Here is an 18,090-nt window from a genome sequence, read left to right on the forward strand (position 1 = left end):
TGATTATAGTTTCACTTTATTTTAATCCTTTAATTAAAGGTGACGCTTCCCCACTATGGAAAATCCATAAGTCATGAAGTGATCTCGTACATCCGACATATAGTAACTTTGCATCATGTTTTGTGTTTTTGTAATGTTCTTCATCCACATCAATTAAAAGCACCGCATCAAATTCTAAACCTTTCGCTAAATAGACAGGTACTACTGAAATACCACCTTCATATTTACTTTGATCTGCTTCAATAACGTTTACAGCCAATCCTGCTTTTGTTAATTTCTCATATATATCGCGGCATTCATCGTCTGTTCTTCCTATTACCGCAATGGTTTTCACATCTTCGTTTTGTAGATGTTTTAACGTCTTCATAATCTCATTAAATTGATCTTCTGCATGGATTACCTTAACATCTTCACCACTGCGAAAAACTGGTGTTGCGAGCCCAACTGGAATCTCTGCATTTTTAATTATTTCGTTCGCAAATTCTATAATTTCTTTTGTAGAACGATAACTTCTCGTCAGTTCATAATAACCTGTTTCTTGGAATACTTCTTTAAAAGCACTCCAATCTTCAATTCCTTGATAATCATAAATTGCTTGAGATAAATCACCTAATATAGTAAAAGAATTACCTAGTGTAATTTCTTTTAATACATAAACTTGGAATGGTGGAAAATCTTGCGCTTCATCAATAACGACGTGATGGAATTTCTGTCCGATTTCAATACCTGTTATGCGGTGATGTATGTAAATTAAAGCTGGTAAATCTTCTACATACACTTCTTTTTTACGACAACTCTTTTCAGTTTCTTTCACAAGTTCTTCAGGCAATACTTCGAGTATTTCTTTACTTTTCAATATTGAACTATATAGTGAAAGTGGGCTCATTTTCGGCCAAAACTTCATATAAGTGTTCAATCTCTTTGTCGCTTCTTTTTTTAACAATTTCTTCTCGTTTGTTTCTCCATACTTTTTCAGTTCAATTTCAATCCAGCGCTTCATTCGGCCGACTAATCTTTCTCTTCTTTTCTTTAATGGATAATGTTTATATTCAACTTGCATCCATTTTTTTATGTCTTCTACTGGAATAATAGCTTTGTCCCATGCCTCAAAATCACTTGTTGGTATTAATTCATTTTCAAATTGAATCATTCTCTCTTCAATAAAGAACTTAAATTCCAGTGTACCTTTCAATTTACCGAGCATAACCTTTTCTTCATCACGATTAATTGAAAATGCTTCTTTCAATTTTTCTTCTGTCTGCTTTAGTTTCACTGAATCATCTAACGTACGTAATGCCCAATCCGGAAACGTTGTTTGACTAATATTCCCTACACCTAATTCAGGAAGTACACTCGAAATATAGTCTAAAAACAGACTATTCGGCGCAAATACGATCATTCTCTCAGCTTCTAGCTGCTCACGATATTCATAAATCAAAAAAGCAAGGCGATGTAAAGCAATTGTTGTCTTTCCGCTCCCTGCAACCCCTTGAATTAATAATGGCAAGTTTCTTTCCGCACGAATAATATCATTTTGTTCCGATTGAATCGTTGAAACAATATCCTTTAGTTTATTATCTTTATTCTCACCTAATCGATATAGAAGAAAATCATCGGCATGTGATACATCTTCATTTCCTTTTACATATGTATCAACAACACGTTCAAGTTCTCTTTTTCGAATAGAAATGTTTCGTTTTAAATACACATCACCTTCTACTAACCCATCTGGTGATTGATAAAATGCTAATTCTTCTCCACCGGTAAATGAATAAAACATACTTGCGACAGGTGCCCGCCAATCAATAATGATTGGCTTCATCGTGTCCATATCCGAAACCCCTACTTTTCCGATATAAATCGGCATAACTTCTTCTTTTCCATCTTCCTGAAAATCTAACCTTCCAAAGTACGGCTCTTGCACACCAATACGTAAATTTTGTCTATTAGACTCTCTCATACTTTCAAGAATTTGCTCCTTAAAATCTTCTCCATAATAAACTGGGATTTTTTCAAGCTTATCCAATTGCTCATCCATCGTATGCAAAGTATCCTTCATTTTTTGTAACTCATCTTCAAATATGTTGCTCATTTCGACGATTCCCTCCTGTCCGTTCTAATTTTTCAGTCGAAGTATCATTGTATTAAAAATCCAATCATAAAGTCAATAGTTTCTATTTAAATTTTCCGAAAAAACTTACTTTTCATCTTTCTAATTTAAAAAGAATATGCAACATTTAAATCACACAAATACACATATAGTATAGTGATGCATACAAAAGATACTACTTTCTATTTGTCTCCTATTTAATTTATCTATTAACAAATATTGTAAAAATTAAAGACTTTAATCAATGGGCGTTTTACTGCCCACAAATAGTAGGATAAATAAAAGTAAAGGAGGCTCTTCAAATGAATATTTTGAATCTATCTCAAGATTAAATATGCTTCTATCTGGCTGTATCCTTATGGTTTGTTGGTCAATTATGTATGTTGAAATATATAGACTTACAAAATCCGTCCGGCCATGTGTTATCATGCATGCAATCGAGGATGCTGTTCCTACTGTTTTAGTTACAATAACAGGGATTATTACTCTTACAAACAGTAGTGATTTTTGGTTAAATCCTACTAGCGGGGTCGCTGCTACTGTTTTATTTCTCGGAATTGGAATCGTACTAAGAACTATAAGAATAAAAAGAGAACGACAATTATTCACACAATAAAAAGCAGATAATGAATTCGTCATTATCTGCTTTCCAATTTTTAAAACTACCTTATTATATTTTTTGATACATAAGCCAGTCACCAGAGTCTATCACTTTCTTTAACATCTTTTTATTCTGAGCGATATACACATATGCCTCAATTTCCCTATCAGCAACATATACTGTTTGCGTGATTCGATCATATAAATCAGTCTCCGCATTACCTGTATATTCTTCTAGTTCATCTAACTTACACAATATCTCATCATTTACTACATAAACTTCTCCATACACCTTTTCTTCAATCGAATAAGTCATAGCCGGATATCCTTCATTCGTATCAAATAATTTTCCATATGTCCAAGCTCTGTCTGCAATGCATGTTGCACCTTGCATATAATGAGCATTCGTTTGTCCTCTTCTTAATGTGCCATAAACGAACACATGATACATAAATTCTTATCCCCTTTATATGTCTCTACTTTCTTATTTGTAAATAAGCACGAATCATAAAGTAACTCACTTCATTCGGAAGCTGTTCTTTAATAGATTTCAGCCCACCCTCTGCATTTTGAACGGCAGTTTCAATAAGAGATTCATACTCTGCTGGAACAAAGCTTTGCCAATCTACTTCCATTCCATCCTCATAGCAGCGAATTAAATGGTTTTCAATTGTTTGTCTTGATAAGTTACGTTCTTTTGCAATCTCATTCAAATCAATACCTTGTTTATACATTTCATACGTTTCTAAATGAGAATTTGCGGACGCTTTTCCTGACTTTTTACGCTCTGCAACTACTTCTGTCTTAATCGTTTCAGCGTAATTTGGATTTTCCTCAATAAAATGCTGAACTGCTTGTAAGAAGTGCGAGCCATATTTCACAAGTTTGTGTTCTCCGATACCTTTTACCGTCAACAATTCGGAATCACTTTGCGGCATTTTCACGCACATATCTTTTAATGTTTGGTCAGAGAAAATAACGAACGGAGGTACACCTTCTCCTTGTGCAATTTCTTTACGTACTTCACGAAGCACTTCAAATAAAGGATGGTCTTGTACAATTTGTCTTGTCTCTACTCGTTCTTTTCGTAAAACATTCTCTTTACCAAGTAATACTTCTTTCCCTTTTTCTGTTACTTTTAACGTCGGATAAGTGCCATGTTCAACTGCAATTAACTCATCTGAAATTAAAAACTCAATAAACTCACTGACCTCTTTTACACTACGGTTCGATAAAAGCCCATACGTTGGTAAAGTATGAAAATTAAATTCAATAACTTTCTTATTTTTCGACCCCGTTAATACTTGCGCTATCATTTGCTTCCCAAAGCGTTGGTTCGTTCTAATCATGCATGATAAAACCATTTGTGATTCCCTTGTCACATCAATGCTCTCGCGATCGTCTGTACAATTACCACAGCGTCCACAATCTTCTTTCGGTTCTTCTCCAAAGTATTGCAAAATGAATGATTGTAAGCATTGTTCTGTATGACAGTAATCGGTCATATTTTGCAATTTTTCAAGTTCATTTGAAAAACGTGATTCTCCAGTTGATTGATCAATTAAAAAACGCTGTACTTGTACATCTTGAGAAGAATATAACAATATACATGTACTATCTAATCCGTCACGACCAGCACGTCCTGCTTCTTGATAGTAACTTTCCATATTTTTTGGAAGCTGATAATGAATTACGTAACGAATATTCGATTTATCAATACCCATCCCGAATGCAGATGTTGCTACCATTACACTTACTTCATCTCGTAAAAAGAGTTCTTGTTGCTCATTTCGATCACTATCACTCATACCAGCATGATATTTTGATACAGAAACTCCAGCCTTCATTAAATCTTCATATAACTGATCGACTACTTTTCTAGTAGCTGCATATATAATCCCAGATTCCTTTTGATTTTGACGAATATAATCCGCCAAATATGCATTTCGATCTTGCCCTTTAATGACAGAAAACGATAAGTTCTCACGCTCAAACGTTGTCATAATTGTATTTTCTTGATTAATTTCAAGTGTGTTACAAATGTCCTCACGTACTTGCGGTGTTGCTGTTGCTGTTAATGCTAATACGAGCGGTTTTTCTGGAAGATAATCTAATATGCGATGTATATGTAAATAACTTGGACGGAAATCATGTCCCCACTGTGAAATACAGTGTGCTTCATCAATCGCAATCATAGGGATTTTCATATCGATAAGTTGGTCAACAAACTCCATCGAATCAAGACGCTCAGGCGCGACATAAAGTAATTTGTAATGTCCTTGTTTCGCTAATTGAATTCGCTGATTTGCTTCGGCAATAGAAATAGAACTATTAATATATGTAGCTGAAATGCCATTCTGTACCAATGTATCTACTTGATCCTTCATAAGTGATATTAAAGGCGATATAACCAACGTCGTTCCTTCAAATACTAATGCCGGAATTTGATAACAAATCGACTTACCGCCACCCGTTGGCATAATACATACTGTATCTTTCCCATCTAGTACATTTTTAATTGTTTCATCTTGTCCTCTTCGAAACGAAGAATAACCAAAGTAGGACGCTAAAAGTTCTTGTGCTTTAGTAAACAAAAAAGAGTCACCTGCTTTTCTTTATCTTTCATCTACTTCTATTATATCAATCACTTATGCGACTTGAAAGAGATGAATAGATGCTTATTATTTTTTCATTATTCTATGTTTCTCCACCTATTTAATATGAATTAGCATCCATGTTTTATATGTTTTACAACATTTATAACGTAAATCCAGTAAACATGAAGAAAGAGTTTCAATTTAAATATTCATTTTATTTCCCTTTCTTGAATACTACTAATCGTATACATATAAATTCAGGAGGTTTCTATATGAAACATCATAATATGAGTTCCATCACGGCAAAAAAGAAAACAACACAACTCCAATTCTCTAATAATGATGCGTGGAAATATGAATCATACTATAAGTACCAACCATTATTCTCTTATAAAAAGCTTTTTAATTTTCTTTCTCAACTTTTTAGATGTTAATATATGCGCAAAAAATATATCATTCGCAGAATTTTTCTCAATATTAAATGTATAGACTTACTACAATTCAGTTGTTACCATATATAATAATCTGTTGGATAAACCCCTTAAGTTGACCTGCTTATATTAGCAGGTCTTTTTCATGATTACTTACTTCTACACCTCAATCTCACTTCCAAGTCTTTTTTCCATTTTATAACCATATTTAAATCCCAACAATTAATGATAATCATAAATTGTTGGGATTTTAATTGTTCACATATAATTATGCAATTCTTCTTTCTCAATACACAAAACACATTTTACTTGTTACTATGAAAGTACTCCAGATGAGTTTTTGCTCATCGACATTATCTAGTTAATGGGGCCTGCCGCGGGAAGCAGGTCTCTTTGACTTTATTAAGGTCCCAATTTCATTTGGACACATTTACCAGGTTTTTTCAAAAGAATTTTATGATAACATTACGTAGTCGAGTCCGACATCTCGGCAATACCCTTTTGAGGGTCTGTAACTTCCCTTGCAGACCCTCTTTTACTTTATATTCAATTTATTCATATATACCACAAGATCATTCACCTAATTTCTCCAATTCAAATTCCCTAAAAATAATCTAGGACACGTAACTAAACATAAATCTATATCATACTTTGAGTTATACATGTTCAAAGGAGTGTTACTATTTATGTATTCTTATTGGCAATCGTATTACTCCCCCTACCATAACCCTTATGTAAACTATGATTTATCCGTACGTAACTACCGAATTAGTAAAAACGAGAATTTTTTAAAAGGGTATATGCGTTCTTTATGGGAACAACACGTCGCTTGGACGAGATTGGCTATTATAAGTATTGTATTTAATTTACCCGATGTTAACGTTACTGTTGGACGACTTCTACAAAACGCAACACATATGGGACTATCACTTGAACCATTTTACGGTGAAGATGCAGTAAAAAAATATAGTGCATTAATTAAGGATCACTTAGTCATTGCAGCAGATCTTGTTAAAGCCGCAAAAACTGGTGATCAAAATGCAGCTGCCGCTATAGAGAAAAAATGGTACGCTAATGGTGATGAAATCGTTGAGTTTCTTAATAACATCAACCCATATATAGGAAAAGAAGAATTTCGAAAAATGTTTTATGAACATTTAGCACTAACGAAAGCAGAAGCACTTGCCTTCCTAAATAAAGATTATGAAGCAGGAGTAAAACTTTACGATAAAATTGAAAAAGAAGCATTAGAAATGGCTGACATGATAACAAACGCAATCGTAAAACAATTCCCGCAAGTATTTCAATAAAGTGAAACTTTAATCAGTGAGGGGTTTGTTCATCCCCCACTGATTATCAGCTCTCACCAATCGGCTTATTTAGTTTTCTCTCCATGATATTTCACCTCTCCTCTTTACATTTAGCTTATATCGATATATTTTATTAATATCCGTTTTTTATAGGAGGAAATAGTTTGATTAACGCGATTGGTCTCGTTTTTATACTTACAAATAAACACGAGAAAAAAAAGAAAGTTTACTTAAATGAAAAATTTGCACTAATAGATATTATTGATTCTAAAGAAGTATTTGATGATGAAGGGAATCCTTTAGTAGAACTAACATGTAAATACAGTATATATTTAGATGAAAAATATTACTGTAAATCTCTCGATGATTATACCGGACAAGTCTTTCCTTTCTTAAGTGCAAAAATAGGAAAAGGTCTTCTAAGAAACTTAAACTACTACTTTTCTTACGTTGATGCCTATGATAAGAAACCACCAGTTAAAGAAATAAGACCACTTATGAAACAAGTAACTAACAGATAGCCAAAAATACCAAAAAAAGAAAGCATCTAACCCTGGATGTTTTCTTTTTTATTAAAAACTCATTAACTTTCATCCTCTTCTAAAAGTATGTATCCAAGCATATTTTAAATTAAAAACATTGGAGGATTAGAGTGAATGAAATACTCAGAAACAACTATAAGCAAACGACTTCGAATACTTAAAATGACGGGTATGTTTTTCATGCTAGTGTTAATAGCATGGATTGGCTATACAAAATTACTTTATGAAAACGGCTTTCTTCAAGAAAAAAAGAATTCAGTAGAAGTAATGAACACTAGCATTACAGGAGAAATAGAGCAGCTTTTTCATATAAACTTGCAAGGTTATCGAAAAACAACCCTTGATGCTGTTATAGAAGCCAGTAAAACCGATCCAAGTGAACTATCCTTAATTGAACTAGTCAACAAATCCTGCTCGCGAGATTGCATAGGTGAACCAGTTACATATGTAAACTCAAACAATGGATATATCTTTTATAAGGAATCTAATGGAACTAATGTAGCTATAACGGTTAAAAAGAAAGACACATGGGTAATTGTAAAGAAATCTGTTCAAGATGGAATATAATCACCCCAAAAAAGAGTACGCATCGTACTCTTTTTTATTATTAATACCCTTCCTCTTCATGCCTACAATGGCATTTCGCTTTTGTTTTACAATGACATTTTTCACACTCACACTTCGGTTTCTCTTTGCAACAACACTCGTGAAAATCATTGCGCTTACATCTACATCTCCCAAACATTAAATCATCCCAAAATTTATTACAATCTTGAAAATGTCCACAATGACAAGTATTTCTCATAAATATGCTTCCTCCTTAATAGAATTCATCATATTCTATGTTTGAAAGTATACAAAGGCTTATTTATTAGTCTATTTTCTCCATATTATAAGTAGAGTTAAAAGATTAAATAAAAATAAAAACCGTCACATGACGGCTCTTTATTTAGCACACTACTCTTTTGTATAAAAATATTTAATTCCTTTCGTATCTAACCAAACAGTTGCTTTGTCCAGTTCGTTCCCTTGACGATAATCTGTTTCGAAATACACAAGCCCTTGGTTATCTCCACGAGATATTATTTTAGAAGTATATCCAAGCTTATCCATCATTTGAATCATGTCAGAAATTAAATTTACACCAAATTCATAAGTAACTACTTTGTTATATTTATTCACTATAATTCCAACCCCTTCTTGTTTTTTTATCGGCTCAACAATTTGATTTGTAAACCAAGCTAACGGCTTATTTCCAATCAGCTTATTTAAATCACATTTGCCGATACCAGCCACATTGCCTGTCTCTGTGTATTGCCAAATATCACATGGATACGCCGGTTTGTTACCACCATAACGAGGAATCCATACAAAATCACAATTGACATTTGCCATTCCAAATGGAGCATACATATGATGAGCAATATATAAACCGACTTTCTTAGCTCCTAATCTGCGTAATTCATCAATAAAAGCTTGTGCACCCGCTCTCATATCTTTCATTGTTCTTACTTCTACGTCAGCTACCCAAACTGTTGCATTTTTATCACCACGGTTCCAAAAGTCTCTCGCTTCTATCCGTGCATCCTCTACTGAAACGAAACGACAGAACGCATAATTACCAAACGGAATATTCCTTGCTTTCATTGCTTGTACATAATTTTTATATAAAGGATCTACATAGTTTGAACCATCTTGCACACGTGCAATTACGAAATCTAATTGTGGTGCTGCGATATCCCAGTTAATGTCGCCATTCCATTTAGAAATATCTATAATATAACCCATTATTTAACATCTCCTTTTTCATTATTATATTCAAAGCTTGTTTTTTTGTTATTATCAACTAATAAATAGTATGAGAGGTATTATATTATTGGGTAATAATTTAAAATTCGGCTTATGTATTGAGAAAACAAAATATTATTACGGGTTTAATAAGTAAAGATTTACAAAACTCTAAACTATATAAAGTGGAACGATAATTAGTAGGAGGCTACGAGCAGTGTAATTCCCACCTAATTTCTTAGCTTCATTCGAATTTTGAGGTGAGAATTTTACTTCCCGCAAATAGCTTGATAAATAAAACCACCTTTCTGACAGGTGGTTTTGTGTACTAATTTACATATAAATTGTCCATATTTTTATAGTTACTTAATATACTTGTTAACTAAAAATAAGACAATTTTTAGTTTTTAATCAAACCAATTTTCGTTTTATCTCACGTACTCATAGTACCATTTACGCGCATCTAACCAAGCTGTAAATTTATCGATATTTCCAGCTGGATAGCCATTCGTTATAGCATAACCAATGCCATCTTTCTGAACGACAATTTGTCCATCAATACCCGCATCAACCATCGCTTGAGCCAAAGCTTGTAAATTACTAAATGCTACACCGCCAGTTTTTACTTTGAGCAAATCCACTGTACCTCCTCCAGTTTGTCCTGTAAGAGCAAACACAATAGAATTAGCAATTTTATCAACATTCCATTTTGCCATGTCAGATTCATTATCAATAAATCCTAATTCTATAAGAATGGCAGGTGCTTTCGTCCCATTTAATACCGCTAAATCTGTACGCTGTTTTGCACCTCGATCACGCCATCCAATATCTTTTGCTAGTTGAGCTGAGATTTTAGCCGCCAAGTCTTTCTGATCATAATACAGAACCTCAACACCCTGTCCATTTCCATCGCTTGCATTAAGATGAAAAGAAATAACTAAATCCACAGCATGGGAATTGCTTTTACGAATGATATTATTTAAATTTTGTGATTGAGTTGTCCCTACCTCGTCCGTATCGTCATAAACCGTGTGTCCTAAGGCTCTTAACTTAGCCGCCACGGCATCTTTAACTTGCCTATCCAGAACGTGTTCTTTCCGATTCCCGAAATTAGCACCTTGAACAATACTATTATGTCCTCCGTGCAAACTATATCTAGCCATTATTCATCAACATCTCCTTTCTTAATATTCTATTCAAAACTTGTCTTATTGCTATTCCCACTTACAATCTTAACTGTACCCATACACCCTACATTTTCTAAAATTGACGGTACGAACAAAAAAGCATCACCCTTTCGGCGATGCCTAAGCTCCCTAAATAAATAGAGTTTAAAATCACTGAAACTTCACCTATATTTCCTCCCCTTCCTTCACAGCTTCTATTAACCTCTGCAACATATACCCAATCCCTTTACACCCCTCTAGCGGATATGTAATCATTTCTTCTGGATATAACTTTGTCACTACTTTTTCATGCTTTTTTCCTGCTAGTAAGACGATTTCGTCAAACTGTAATAAACTTTTATCTACCATCTGTTTTTGTAATTGCTCTATACTTATTACCTCATCGCTTTTTGAATCAAATGCAAGATCATAGTTTTCTAATACAATATCATTTGGTCTTAAAAATCCATGTTTCGCTGATAATATAACCCAGTTTTCGAAAAACATAGTTGCGTACGCCTGACATGCTTTTCCGAACGGACTAATATATACATCTTTTGCTTCCATCGGTCCGTAGTTTGAATGCTTATCCCAAATTTTCTTTTTTCCACAAGGAATTATACATAGCCTTTTCATATATATTTCTACTCCCTTTACTTCTGTAAATAAAATTCGTTATTTTGTACATTTTTCTCTCGAAATACTATATAATAATTCCGAAAGCTAAAATTACACATTTTACCATATACGTACTATGGATCACTCTCATTGCAAATATTATAATACCATAAAAATTTTTGCTTTTTTTCTTCAAAATATTAAATATAAATTTTAACATAAGGATGTATAGATATAATTAAAAAGGAGGTTCATAAAAATGAAAAATATTATCCCTGCACTATTAGTCTATTTTATCGTTTGCGTTATTTCCGTTATCATCCCAGCATCTGAAGGCTATAATTATGTCGGCTGGAAGTTATTTGTTGGGCAAGTGTATGCGATACCTATTTTCTTCATTACTGCGATAATCACATTTTATATAAACAAGAAAAAATCTTACGAATAAACGATTATAAGGATAGCTAACGCTATCCTTATTTTAATTCGTTAATCAAATCTAAAATAGCCCTTGCAGTACTTTGTATCCTTTCTTCCGAAAAGTCAAACGCAACACCTGTATTTATATATATTTCCTGTATAGGTAAATTCCAATCTGAACTCGCTCCCTCTTTAAAGAAAGCAATCGCTTGTTCCTGATTCTCTCGATAAATTTGAAACAATTGCATCGCTCCTATTTGCGCAATTGCATATTCAATTTTATAAAAAGGAAACTGAACAAAGTGAAATGACTCGAACCAATTTCATTCTCTACTCCTGCAATATCAACTGATGAATATTGATACCTTTTACATAGTTCAATATATTTCTCATCTCGCTCTTCTGGTGAATGGTTTGGATTTGTATAAAGCCAGTGCTGGAATACATCTCCTGAAACTGACGATATTAATAACGATAAAGTACGATATAATTGAGCTTGCTGTACTTCTTTATAATCATCCTCTTGCGTATAAAAAATATTAAGCTTATCCATTAATAGTAATTCAAGACTAAGGGAATAAAGTTCCGCCACCTCTTCACGAAGGTATCTTTCCTGCATACTACTTTCATTGTTAAATTGTTTATAAAAGTGAAATGCATGCCCCAATTCATGTATTAATGCATGAATCGCATAAAATGAAGAACTAAAATTAGAATAAACAAAAACGTCTTTACTATGAGATAAGGTAAAGCAAGCAGCTCCTGGTGCTTTATTTTTCCGTTCTTGTACGTCAATTAATCCCGCTTTCCTTTATACGAGTAAATTCCTCATGAAAACATGAATCTGTCTTCCGCAACATTTCTTCAATTCCATCCAATAAATCAATGTAATTTTCAAATGGATATTTTTGCAAATTACAAGGAGCAAGATCCCAGGGACGATACGTTTTTACATCAAGATTCTTTTTAAGAAAACTTCCTAACTGTTTCCAAATTGATACAACACACTTTTCTATCGACTCATGAAACTTAAAACAATCTTCAATACTGTAATCTCTATTTTTTTGTTTAAAGGCATACTCACTATAATTATTAAACCCTGCATTTAATTTTCTGTTTTTTAGAGATAAAAAAGGACAAGTAGCCAATCTGACTACTTGTCCTTGCTGTTTATGTGTACTCAATAAAATTAAGCTTGGAATGCTTCTGTTAATACTGGTACGATTTGTTTTTTACGAGATACAACACCTTTTAATGTAGCTGTGTTGTTTTCTAGTGATACGTTGTATGCTTTCTCAACAACGTTTGCTGCTTTACCGATCGCAAGACCGACAGAATCGTTAGTTAAGATATCAGTTACAACGAATAAGAATAGGTCTAAACCTTTTTCTTCTACTACTGCAGAAATTACTTTTTCAAGTTCCGCTTGGTGTACAAGAACGTCGTTTGTATCAACAGCGTTTACTTGTGCGATTTCAACTTTCGCATTACCCATTTGGAATTCTTTAGCGTCAAGAGAGATTAATTGCTCCATTGTTTTTCCGCTTAAGTCAGCACCAGCTTTTAACATTTCTAAGCCGTAGCTATCAGCATCTACACCAGCGATTTCCGCTAATTCACGAGCAGCTGCTACGTCTTGTTCTGTGCAAGTTGGAGATTTGAATAGTAAAGAATCTGAAATAATTGCAGATAACATTAAACCTGCAACTTCTTTACGAATTGTAACGCCATTTTCTTTGTACATTTTGTTTAAGATTGTAGCTGTACATCCAACTGGCTCACAACGATAGTATATAGGATCGCTTGTTTCAAAGTTAGCAATACGGTGATGGTCAATAACTTCTAACACACGAACTGATTCGATATCGTTAGCACTTTGTTGACGCTCGTTATGGTCAACTAAAATAACGTTGTCCACTTCGCTTGCTACTGTCTCAACAAAACGCGGTCCTTCTACTTTAAAATAGTCTAACGCAAATTGAGTTTCACCGCTGATTTCGCCTAAACGTACAGGCTCAGCATTCATTCCTAATTCTTTTTTCAATTCTGCATAAGCAATTGCAGAACAAATTGCATCTGTATCTGGGTTTTTATGCCCGAAAACTAGTACTTTTTCCATGTTTTCCACCTCTTCATGAAAAGGATATCTTAAAGAAGCAAATATGACAATATTTAAAGCATATTTTTTTATAAATAATTGCACTTTCTTCTATATTTTTCATCATTTTCATAAAAAAAATCATCTAAAATGAATTAGATGATCGAAATATATGTTTCAATTAAAATAGTGTAGGAGCTTGCACTACGTTGTTAAAAGCGAAATTTGAAGCTAAGCCATTATTCACAAGGTTTACATCTATAACTTGATAAAACGCATTTCCAGTGTCTGCAATTTCCCAAACAGCTAAAATAAGATGGTATCCACTACGATCAGTTGGTACATTTGCTTCATGCGTTACTGTTGTCCCTGGTCTAGCCCCACCGTCATTTTTCACATAGAATGGCACTAAATCTAAATCTGATCGCGTTAAAGGTTTATTTGGATTCCAGCCTTTTTTCGTAATATAATATTTCCACTCTTTCGTACTATGAGGAGCAGTTAGTTTCCACTTGAATGTATTCGTCCCGCCATTTAACGTAACTTTCTTCCACCTATCCACAGTTTGAACATCTAAAGCAGGAAAATGACCAGCCCCTGCAATTTGTCCATCAGAAGGTCCTAGTTGCGGAAATCCCCCTATCCCTTCTACACTTTGTGGTTCATATTGAATCGGTCCACAATTTACATTTACCCCTTGCTTACATAAATAAGATCGGCTCGCTGGTGATTCTACATAACCATGAGCTGAAGCCTTTTCTGAAAATCCAAATGTTAATAATCCCGTAAGTAATACGCCACCACTTAAAATAACTTTCTTCATCTTTTGTAAACTATTCTTTTTCATTCTTTCATCCCCTTCCGATAATAAAGCGAAAATAACTATAGTTGGCTAGTCATCTTCTCTACATTTATTATAAGACGAGAATCATTACTAAAAGAACCCTCTAAAAACTTTCTCAAATTCATTTAGTGCAAATGGATTATATCAATAAATTTATTTAACACCGCCAGAAAAATATAGACGGTGTTAAAATAGTTTCTTATTATTCAGTATGATAACCTTTTAATCACAATTTATATGCATTTATAATAAAGAACCGTAGCATCTAACTTTCCATTCGGAGAAATTGCATATCCTGGTATTGTTCCAACTTCTTGGTAGTCTAATGATTTGTACAATTTATTGGATGGATCTCCTTCTCTAGTATCTAATACTAAAAGAGACCTGTTTTCTTGCTTCGCTCGTTCCTCTGCTTTTTGCATAAGCAATCGTCCAATACCGTTACGTCTAAAGTTTGGATGAGTCATTAATTTGCAAATCTCGGCTCTATGAATTCCGTTAGGCTTTGTAACTAATTGTATTTGAATACTCCCTGCTACTTCGTTGTTTATTTTAGCTACATACAATATCACTTCTGGCGCTATGACTGTTTGCCAATACTTTGTTGCGTCTTTTTGTTCCAGTGGAGGCAAAAAACCAATTGATGCCCCATCATTTACAACCGTTTTCAAAAGTTTCGAAAGTTCTTCCATATCATTTTCTAGTTGCTTAATTTCTTCAATTACTAAATTTCGCATTACTTTTCCCCCTTTTGTTTCATTGTAACAATTTTTAAAGAAGGAATAATGAAATAATAAGATGAATTTATATTAAGATATGATTTTTTGTGAGAGGATAACGATATGAAATATATATTAGATAGAACGTACGCAAAAGAACTACTCGAATGGGCATATGAACAAAACCCGGGCCCTTGGTTTGAACATTCACTACATGTTGCTCATGCAACTGAAAACATAATTATAGAACTTATAAAAAAAGGGTATGACCTAGATGCTGACATAGCATATAACGCTGCCCTTTTGCATGATATCGGAAGATACAAAGGTTTTACCAAATCGGTCATTCATTCCTATGATGGTTATATGTATATGAATGATTTAGGATATGCAGGAAACGCCATTATTTGTGTGACACACTCATTTCCCTGTAAAAATGAACATATAGATATCGCAGCGGAATGGCATCTCGTTCCTGACCATATGAAAAGCCGGTTGGTTGCAATATTGAATGAACATAGTAACTACGACTTATACAATAAAGTAATTACTCTTTGTGACGCTCTTGCTGACGCGGATGGCTTTACTACGCTGGAAAGAAGATTAATTTCCGTTGGTTTGCGTCATGGTACAACATCTCATACATCTTTACATTGGAAAGGGTTTTATGCAATTAAGAAAGAATTAGAAGCTTTAATCGGTAAGAGTATATACACAGTTCTTCCTGATGTAGAGAATTCGATTTATGAAGATATAGAATACTAAAGTGAATACAAATTTAATTTCACATAAAAAAACGTTTTAAACATAAAGTTTAAAACGTTTTTTTATTCAATGCTTTTGATTTTTCAGTTCTGTTAAACACTCTTGCACTAAAGTTACCGCTTGACTCATCGCAGCTCCGCCAGCAAATGCTGCTGAAACACCACATGCTTCCAGAATCTCTTTATCCGAACATCCTTGATCAAGACAACCTTTTGTATGATAAATTGTACAATACTCATCTTGCGTTGCTAAACTAATTCCTAATGCAATAAGTTGTTTTTCTCTTTTTGTTAAAGCACCCTCTTGAAAACAAGCTTGCGTAAACGCATTATATGTCTCAGCGATTTCAGGAATTTGATTTGTAAAACTACCTATACCTTCTTTATAATGATGTAGAATATCATTTATCGAACTATGTTGCTCATGTTCCATCTTATTCCCTCCAGTCATATTATCCATACCTATTGTAGTATGCGATGAAATGGAGGCAATATACCTTCTTTTAAATTAAGAATTTTCAGTTAATTTACGTTATAATTTTAAATTATCATCTACAATAACTTTTTCTCTAGAACTTTTTCTTTCAACCTCTTTACTTCTTTCTTCCCAAAATGTTAATCCTTCAATCCCCACATTTTTAGGATTAAATACTGGATCTTTCCCTTCTTTTTTCTGCGTTTCATAGTCTTTTAACACTTTTAATGCGATTTTACTTAATAATAGAATCGCGATTAAGTTTAACCATGCCATACTACCGATTCCTAAATCTCCGAGATTCCATAAAAGCGACGCTGATTCAACACTACCGATGTAAACCATAATTAAAAATCCAAATTTTAAAACTGGTTTTAACCAGCCATACTTCAATTGACGATCTAAATAAGTAAGCGTCGTTTCAGCGATATAGTAATAAGCGAGTAACGTTGTAAATGCAAAAAAGAAAATTGCAATTGAAATAAATATTGGACCAAACCCTGTCATCACAGTTTCAACTGCTTGTTGCGTATAAATTGGACCTGCTTCCACATTTCCTATGTTTTTTACAATAGCGCGTTTCCCTTCAGGTATAACATTATACATACCTGTAATTAATATCATAAGAGCTGTCGCTGTACATACGACAATTGTATCGATATATACGGAAAACGCTTGAACTAATCCTTGTTTTGCAGGATGCGATACTTCAGCAGCAGCCGAACTATACGTCGCTTCTCCGACACCAGCAACGTTTGAAAATACAGCGCGTTTTACGCCCCATGCAATAGCTGCACCAACAATTCCACCAAACATTTCATTTACACCAAATGCGCTAGAGAAAATTAAAGCAAACATACTTGGAATCTCCGTTACATTCGCAATTAATATGATACATGTAACAATTACATAACCAATTGCCATAAATGGAACAAGCATTTGAGAAACGCCAGCTATTCTCTTTACACCACCAAAAATAATTGCTGCTAGTAACACGACTAAAAATATACCAGTTATATATTTGTTAATACCATTAGAGTTTTCAAATCCAACTGCGATACTACTAGATTGAATACCTGGTAATAACACGCCATATGAAAGTGTTACAACTACCGCTACAATGACTGCAAACCATTTCATTTTTAAACCTTTCTCAATGAAATATGGAGTACCGCCGCGATATTCATTCCCTACTTTACTTTTGTATACTTGAGATAATGTTGATTCAACAAACGCGCTCGCTGCCCCTAACAAAGCCATTACCCACATCCAAAATACAGCTCCAGGCCCGCCGAAAGCGATTGCTGTCGCTACCCCTGCGATATTACCAATTCCAACTCTTCCTGATAAGGCTAAACAAAATGCCTGAAAAGATGATATTCCCGTCTCTGAACTCTTTCCTTCAAATAATAGTTTAATCATCTCTTTAAAATAACGAATTTGCAAAAAGCGTGTTGCAATCGTGAAATATACGCCTGCCCCTAATGCAAAAACAACTAAACCGATACTCCACACTTGCCCTACTAACCATTCTACTAAATTCTCCATCCAAATCCCCCTTATCATTCTTTTGAAAAACAATTTTGTATATAAGAAAACGGACAACTA

At 33.8% G+C, this 18,090-nt stretch carries 17 protein-coding genes and 2 pseudogenes; 6 read left to right on the top strand and 13 right to left on the bottom strand.

Going from position 1 to position 18,090, the window contains the following annotated elements:
• Positions 1-16 precede the first annotated feature (16 nt).
• Positions 17-2,092, bottom strand: coding sequence for a HelD family protein (locus tag DN403_RS10510; protein WP_016077564.1), 2,076 nt, complete (start codon positions 2,090-2,092; stop codon positions 17-19).
• Positions 2,093-2,411: 319 nt separating this feature from the next.
• On the opposite strand from DN403_RS10510, the pseudogene DN403_RS10515 reads away from it, so the two are divergent.
• Positions 2,412-2,726, top strand: a pseudogene (locus DN403_RS10515) (CPBP family intramembrane glutamate endopeptidase); the annotation flags it as partial.
• Positions 2,727-2,780: 54 nt separating this feature from the next.
• Here the strand turns inward: DN403_RS10515 and DN403_RS10520 are convergent.
• Entirely contained in the window at positions 2,781-3,161 is a 381-nt protein-coding gene (locus DN403_RS10520; protein WP_000274913.1) for a gamma-glutamylcyclotransferase family protein, read from the bottom strand.
• A gap of 25 nt (positions 3,162-3,186) precedes the next feature.
• Positions 3,187-5,304, bottom strand: a complete 2,118-nt coding sequence (gene recQ / locus DN403_RS10525) for a DNA helicase RecQ (protein ID WP_000494274.1) — start codon at positions 5,302-5,304, stop codon at positions 3,187-3,189.
• A gap of 1,120 nt (positions 5,305-6,424) precedes the next feature.
• Here recQ and DN403_RS10530 point away from each other — a divergent pair.
• From DN403_RS10530 to DN403_RS10540, 3 genes are all read left to right on the top strand, one after another.
• A complete protein-coding gene (locus DN403_RS10530) occupies positions 6,425-7,048 on the top strand; it encodes a hypothetical protein (RefSeq protein ID WP_000287733.1) in 624 nt (207 codons plus the stop codon).
• A gap of 164 nt (positions 7,049-7,212) precedes the next feature.
• The gene (locus DN403_RS10535) at positions 7,213-7,569 is read left to right on the top strand and encodes a hypothetical protein (protein ID WP_000606231.1); all 357 of its coding nucleotides are present in this window, start codon (positions 7,213-7,215) and stop codon (positions 7,567-7,569) included.
• 135 nt (positions 7,570-7,704) lie between these two features.
• Positions 7,705-8,157: a hypothetical protein gene (locus DN403_RS10540; protein ID WP_149185455.1), complete on the top strand. Its 453-nt coding sequence runs from the start codon at positions 7,705-7,707 to the stop codon at positions 8,155-8,157.
• Here the strand turns inward: DN403_RS10540 and DN403_RS31100 are convergent, their stop codons facing one another.
• The 4 genes from DN403_RS31100 to DN403_RS10555 form a co-directional block, all read right to left on the bottom strand.
• Positions 8,158-8,331, bottom strand: a complete 174-nt coding sequence (locus DN403_RS31100) for a hypothetical protein (protein WP_000503012.1) — start codon at positions 8,329-8,331, stop codon at positions 8,158-8,160. It abuts the gene before it with no gap.
• Positions 8,332-8,547: 216 nt separating this feature from the next.
• A complete protein-coding gene (locus DN403_RS10545; protein ID WP_000540542.1) occupies positions 8,548-9,378 on the bottom strand; it encodes a GH25 family lysozyme in 831 nt (276 codons plus the stop codon).
• A gap of 428 nt (positions 9,379-9,806) precedes the next feature.
• The gene (locus tag DN403_RS10550) at positions 9,807-10,541 is read right to left on the bottom strand and encodes an N-acetylmuramoyl-L-alanine amidase (protein WP_000135285.1); all 735 of its coding nucleotides are present in this window, start codon (positions 10,539-10,541) and stop codon (positions 9,807-9,809) included.
• Positions 10,542-10,730: 189 nt separating this feature from the next.
• On the bottom strand, positions 10,731-11,180 hold the full coding sequence (locus DN403_RS10555) for a DUF6884 domain-containing protein (RefSeq protein ID WP_000824879.1): 450 nt from the start codon (positions 11,178-11,180) through the stop codon (positions 10,731-10,733).
• Positions 11,181-11,421: 241 nt separating this feature from the next.
• On the opposite strand from DN403_RS10555, the gene DN403_RS10560 reads away from it, so the two are divergent.
• On the top strand, positions 11,422-11,610 hold the full coding sequence (locus tag DN403_RS10560; RefSeq protein ID WP_000789485.1) for a DUF4017 family protein: 189 nt from the start codon (positions 11,422-11,424) through the stop codon (positions 11,608-11,610).
• 28 nt (positions 11,611-11,638) lie between these two features.
• On the opposite strand, the pseudogene DN403_RS10565 reads toward DN403_RS10560, so the two are convergent.
• The 4 genes and pseudogenes from DN403_RS10565 to DN403_RS10580 all read right to left on the bottom strand — a co-directional run.
• A pseudogene (locus DN403_RS10565) lies at positions 11,639-12,700 on the bottom strand (M3 family oligoendopeptidase); the annotation flags it as partial.
• 71 nt (positions 12,701-12,771) lie between these two features.
• Complete coding sequence (ppaC, locus tag DN403_RS10570; RefSeq protein WP_000416871.1) at positions 12,772-13,701, bottom strand: manganese-dependent inorganic pyrophosphatase; 930 nt, start codon at positions 13,699-13,701, stop codon at positions 12,772-12,774.
• Positions 13,702-13,861: 160 nt separating this feature from the next.
• Entirely contained in the window at positions 13,862-14,527 is a 666-nt protein-coding gene (locus DN403_RS10575) for a lytic polysaccharide monooxygenase (protein WP_000742282.1), read from the bottom strand.
• 230 nt (positions 14,528-14,757) lie between these two features.
• Positions 14,758-15,261, bottom strand: coding sequence for a GNAT family N-acetyltransferase (locus DN403_RS10580; RefSeq protein ID WP_001245260.1), 504 nt, complete (start codon positions 15,259-15,261; stop codon positions 14,758-14,760).
• A 105-nt stretch (positions 15,262-15,366) separates the two neighbouring features.
• On the opposite strand from DN403_RS10580, the gene DN403_RS10585 reads away from it, so the two are divergent.
• Positions 15,367-16,008 carry an HD domain-containing protein gene (locus tag DN403_RS10585; protein WP_000874108.1) on the top strand — a complete coding sequence of 214 codons (642 nt, stop codon included), beginning with the start codon at positions 15,367-15,369 and terminating at the stop codon, positions 16,006-16,008.
• A 66-nt stretch (positions 16,009-16,074) separates the two neighbouring features.
• On the opposite strand, the gene DN403_RS10590 is transcribed toward DN403_RS10585, so the two are convergent.
• Both DN403_RS10590 and DN403_RS10595 read right to left on the bottom strand, forming a co-directional pair.
• Positions 16,075-16,467: a carboxymuconolactone decarboxylase family protein gene (locus DN403_RS10590; RefSeq protein ID WP_001999958.1), complete on the bottom strand. Its 393-nt coding sequence runs from the start codon at positions 16,465-16,467 to the stop codon at positions 16,075-16,077.
• Between the two features lie 72 nt (positions 16,468-16,539).
• On the bottom strand, positions 16,540-18,030 hold the full coding sequence (locus DN403_RS10595) for an alanine/glycine:cation symporter family protein (protein ID WP_000429519.1): 1,491 nt from the start codon (positions 18,028-18,030) through the stop codon (positions 16,540-16,542).
• Positions 18,031-18,090 lie beyond the last annotated feature (60 nt).

The sequence above is a fragment of the Bacillus sp. AY2-1 genome (assembly GCF_008368965.1).
Lineage (GTDB): Bacteria > Bacillota > Bacilli > Bacillales > Bacillaceae_G > Bacillus_A > Bacillus_A thuringiensis_S.

What these genes read in the sequence shown, in the direction of transcription:
- DN403_RS10510 (WP_016077564.1), bottom strand. Translation starts at nt 2,092, where the DNA reads ATGAGCAACATATTTGAAGATGAGTTACAAAAAATGAAGGATACTTTG.
- DN403_RS10520 (WP_000274913.1), bottom strand. Translation starts at nt 3,161, where the DNA reads ATGTATCATGTGTTCGTTTATGGCACATTAAGAAGAGGACAAACGAAT.
- DN403_RS10530 (WP_000287733.1), top strand. Translation starts at nt 6,425, where the DNA reads ATGTATTCTTATTGGCAATCGTATTACTCCCCCTACCATAACCCTTAT.
- DN403_RS10540 (WP_149185455.1), top strand. Translation starts at nt 7,705, where the DNA reads ATGAAATACTCAGAAACAACTATAAGCAAACGACTTCGAATACTTAAA.
- DN403_RS10545 (WP_000540542.1), bottom strand. Translation starts at nt 9,378, where the DNA reads ATGGGTTATATTATAGATATTTCTAAATGGAATGGCGACATTAACTGG.
- DN403_RS10550 (WP_000135285.1), bottom strand. Translation starts at nt 10,541, where the DNA reads ATGGCTAGATATAGTTTGCACGGAGGACATAATAGTATTGTTCAAGGT.
- DN403_RS10555 (WP_000824879.1), bottom strand. Translation starts at nt 11,180, where the DNA reads ATGAAAAGGCTATGTATAATTCCTTGTGGAAAAAAGAAAATTTGGGAT.
- DN403_RS10560 (WP_000789485.1), top strand. Translation starts at nt 11,422, where the DNA reads ATGAAAAATATTATCCCTGCACTATTAGTCTATTTTATCGTTTGCGTT.
- ppaC (WP_000416871.1), bottom strand. Translation starts at nt 13,701, where the DNA reads ATGGAAAAAGTACTAGTTTTCGGGCATAAAAACCCAGATACAGATGCA.
- DN403_RS10575 (WP_000742282.1), bottom strand. Translation starts at nt 14,527, where the DNA reads ATGAAAAAGAATAGTTTACAAAAGATGAAGAAAGTTATTTTAAGTGGT.
- DN403_RS10580 (WP_001245260.1), bottom strand. Translation starts at nt 15,261, where the DNA reads ATGCGAAATTTAGTAATTGAAGAAATTAAGCAACTAGAAAATGATATG.
- DN403_RS10585 (WP_000874108.1), top strand. Translation starts at nt 15,367, where the DNA reads ATGAAATATATATTAGATAGAACGTACGCAAAAGAACTACTCGAATGG.
- DN403_RS10590 (WP_001999958.1), bottom strand. Translation starts at nt 16,467, where the DNA reads ATGGATAATATGACTGGAGGGAATAAGATGGAACATGAGCAACATAGT.
- DN403_RS10595 (WP_000429519.1), bottom strand. Translation starts at nt 18,030, where the DNA reads ATGGAGAATTTAGTAGAATGGTTAGTAGGGCAAGTGTGGAGTATCGGT.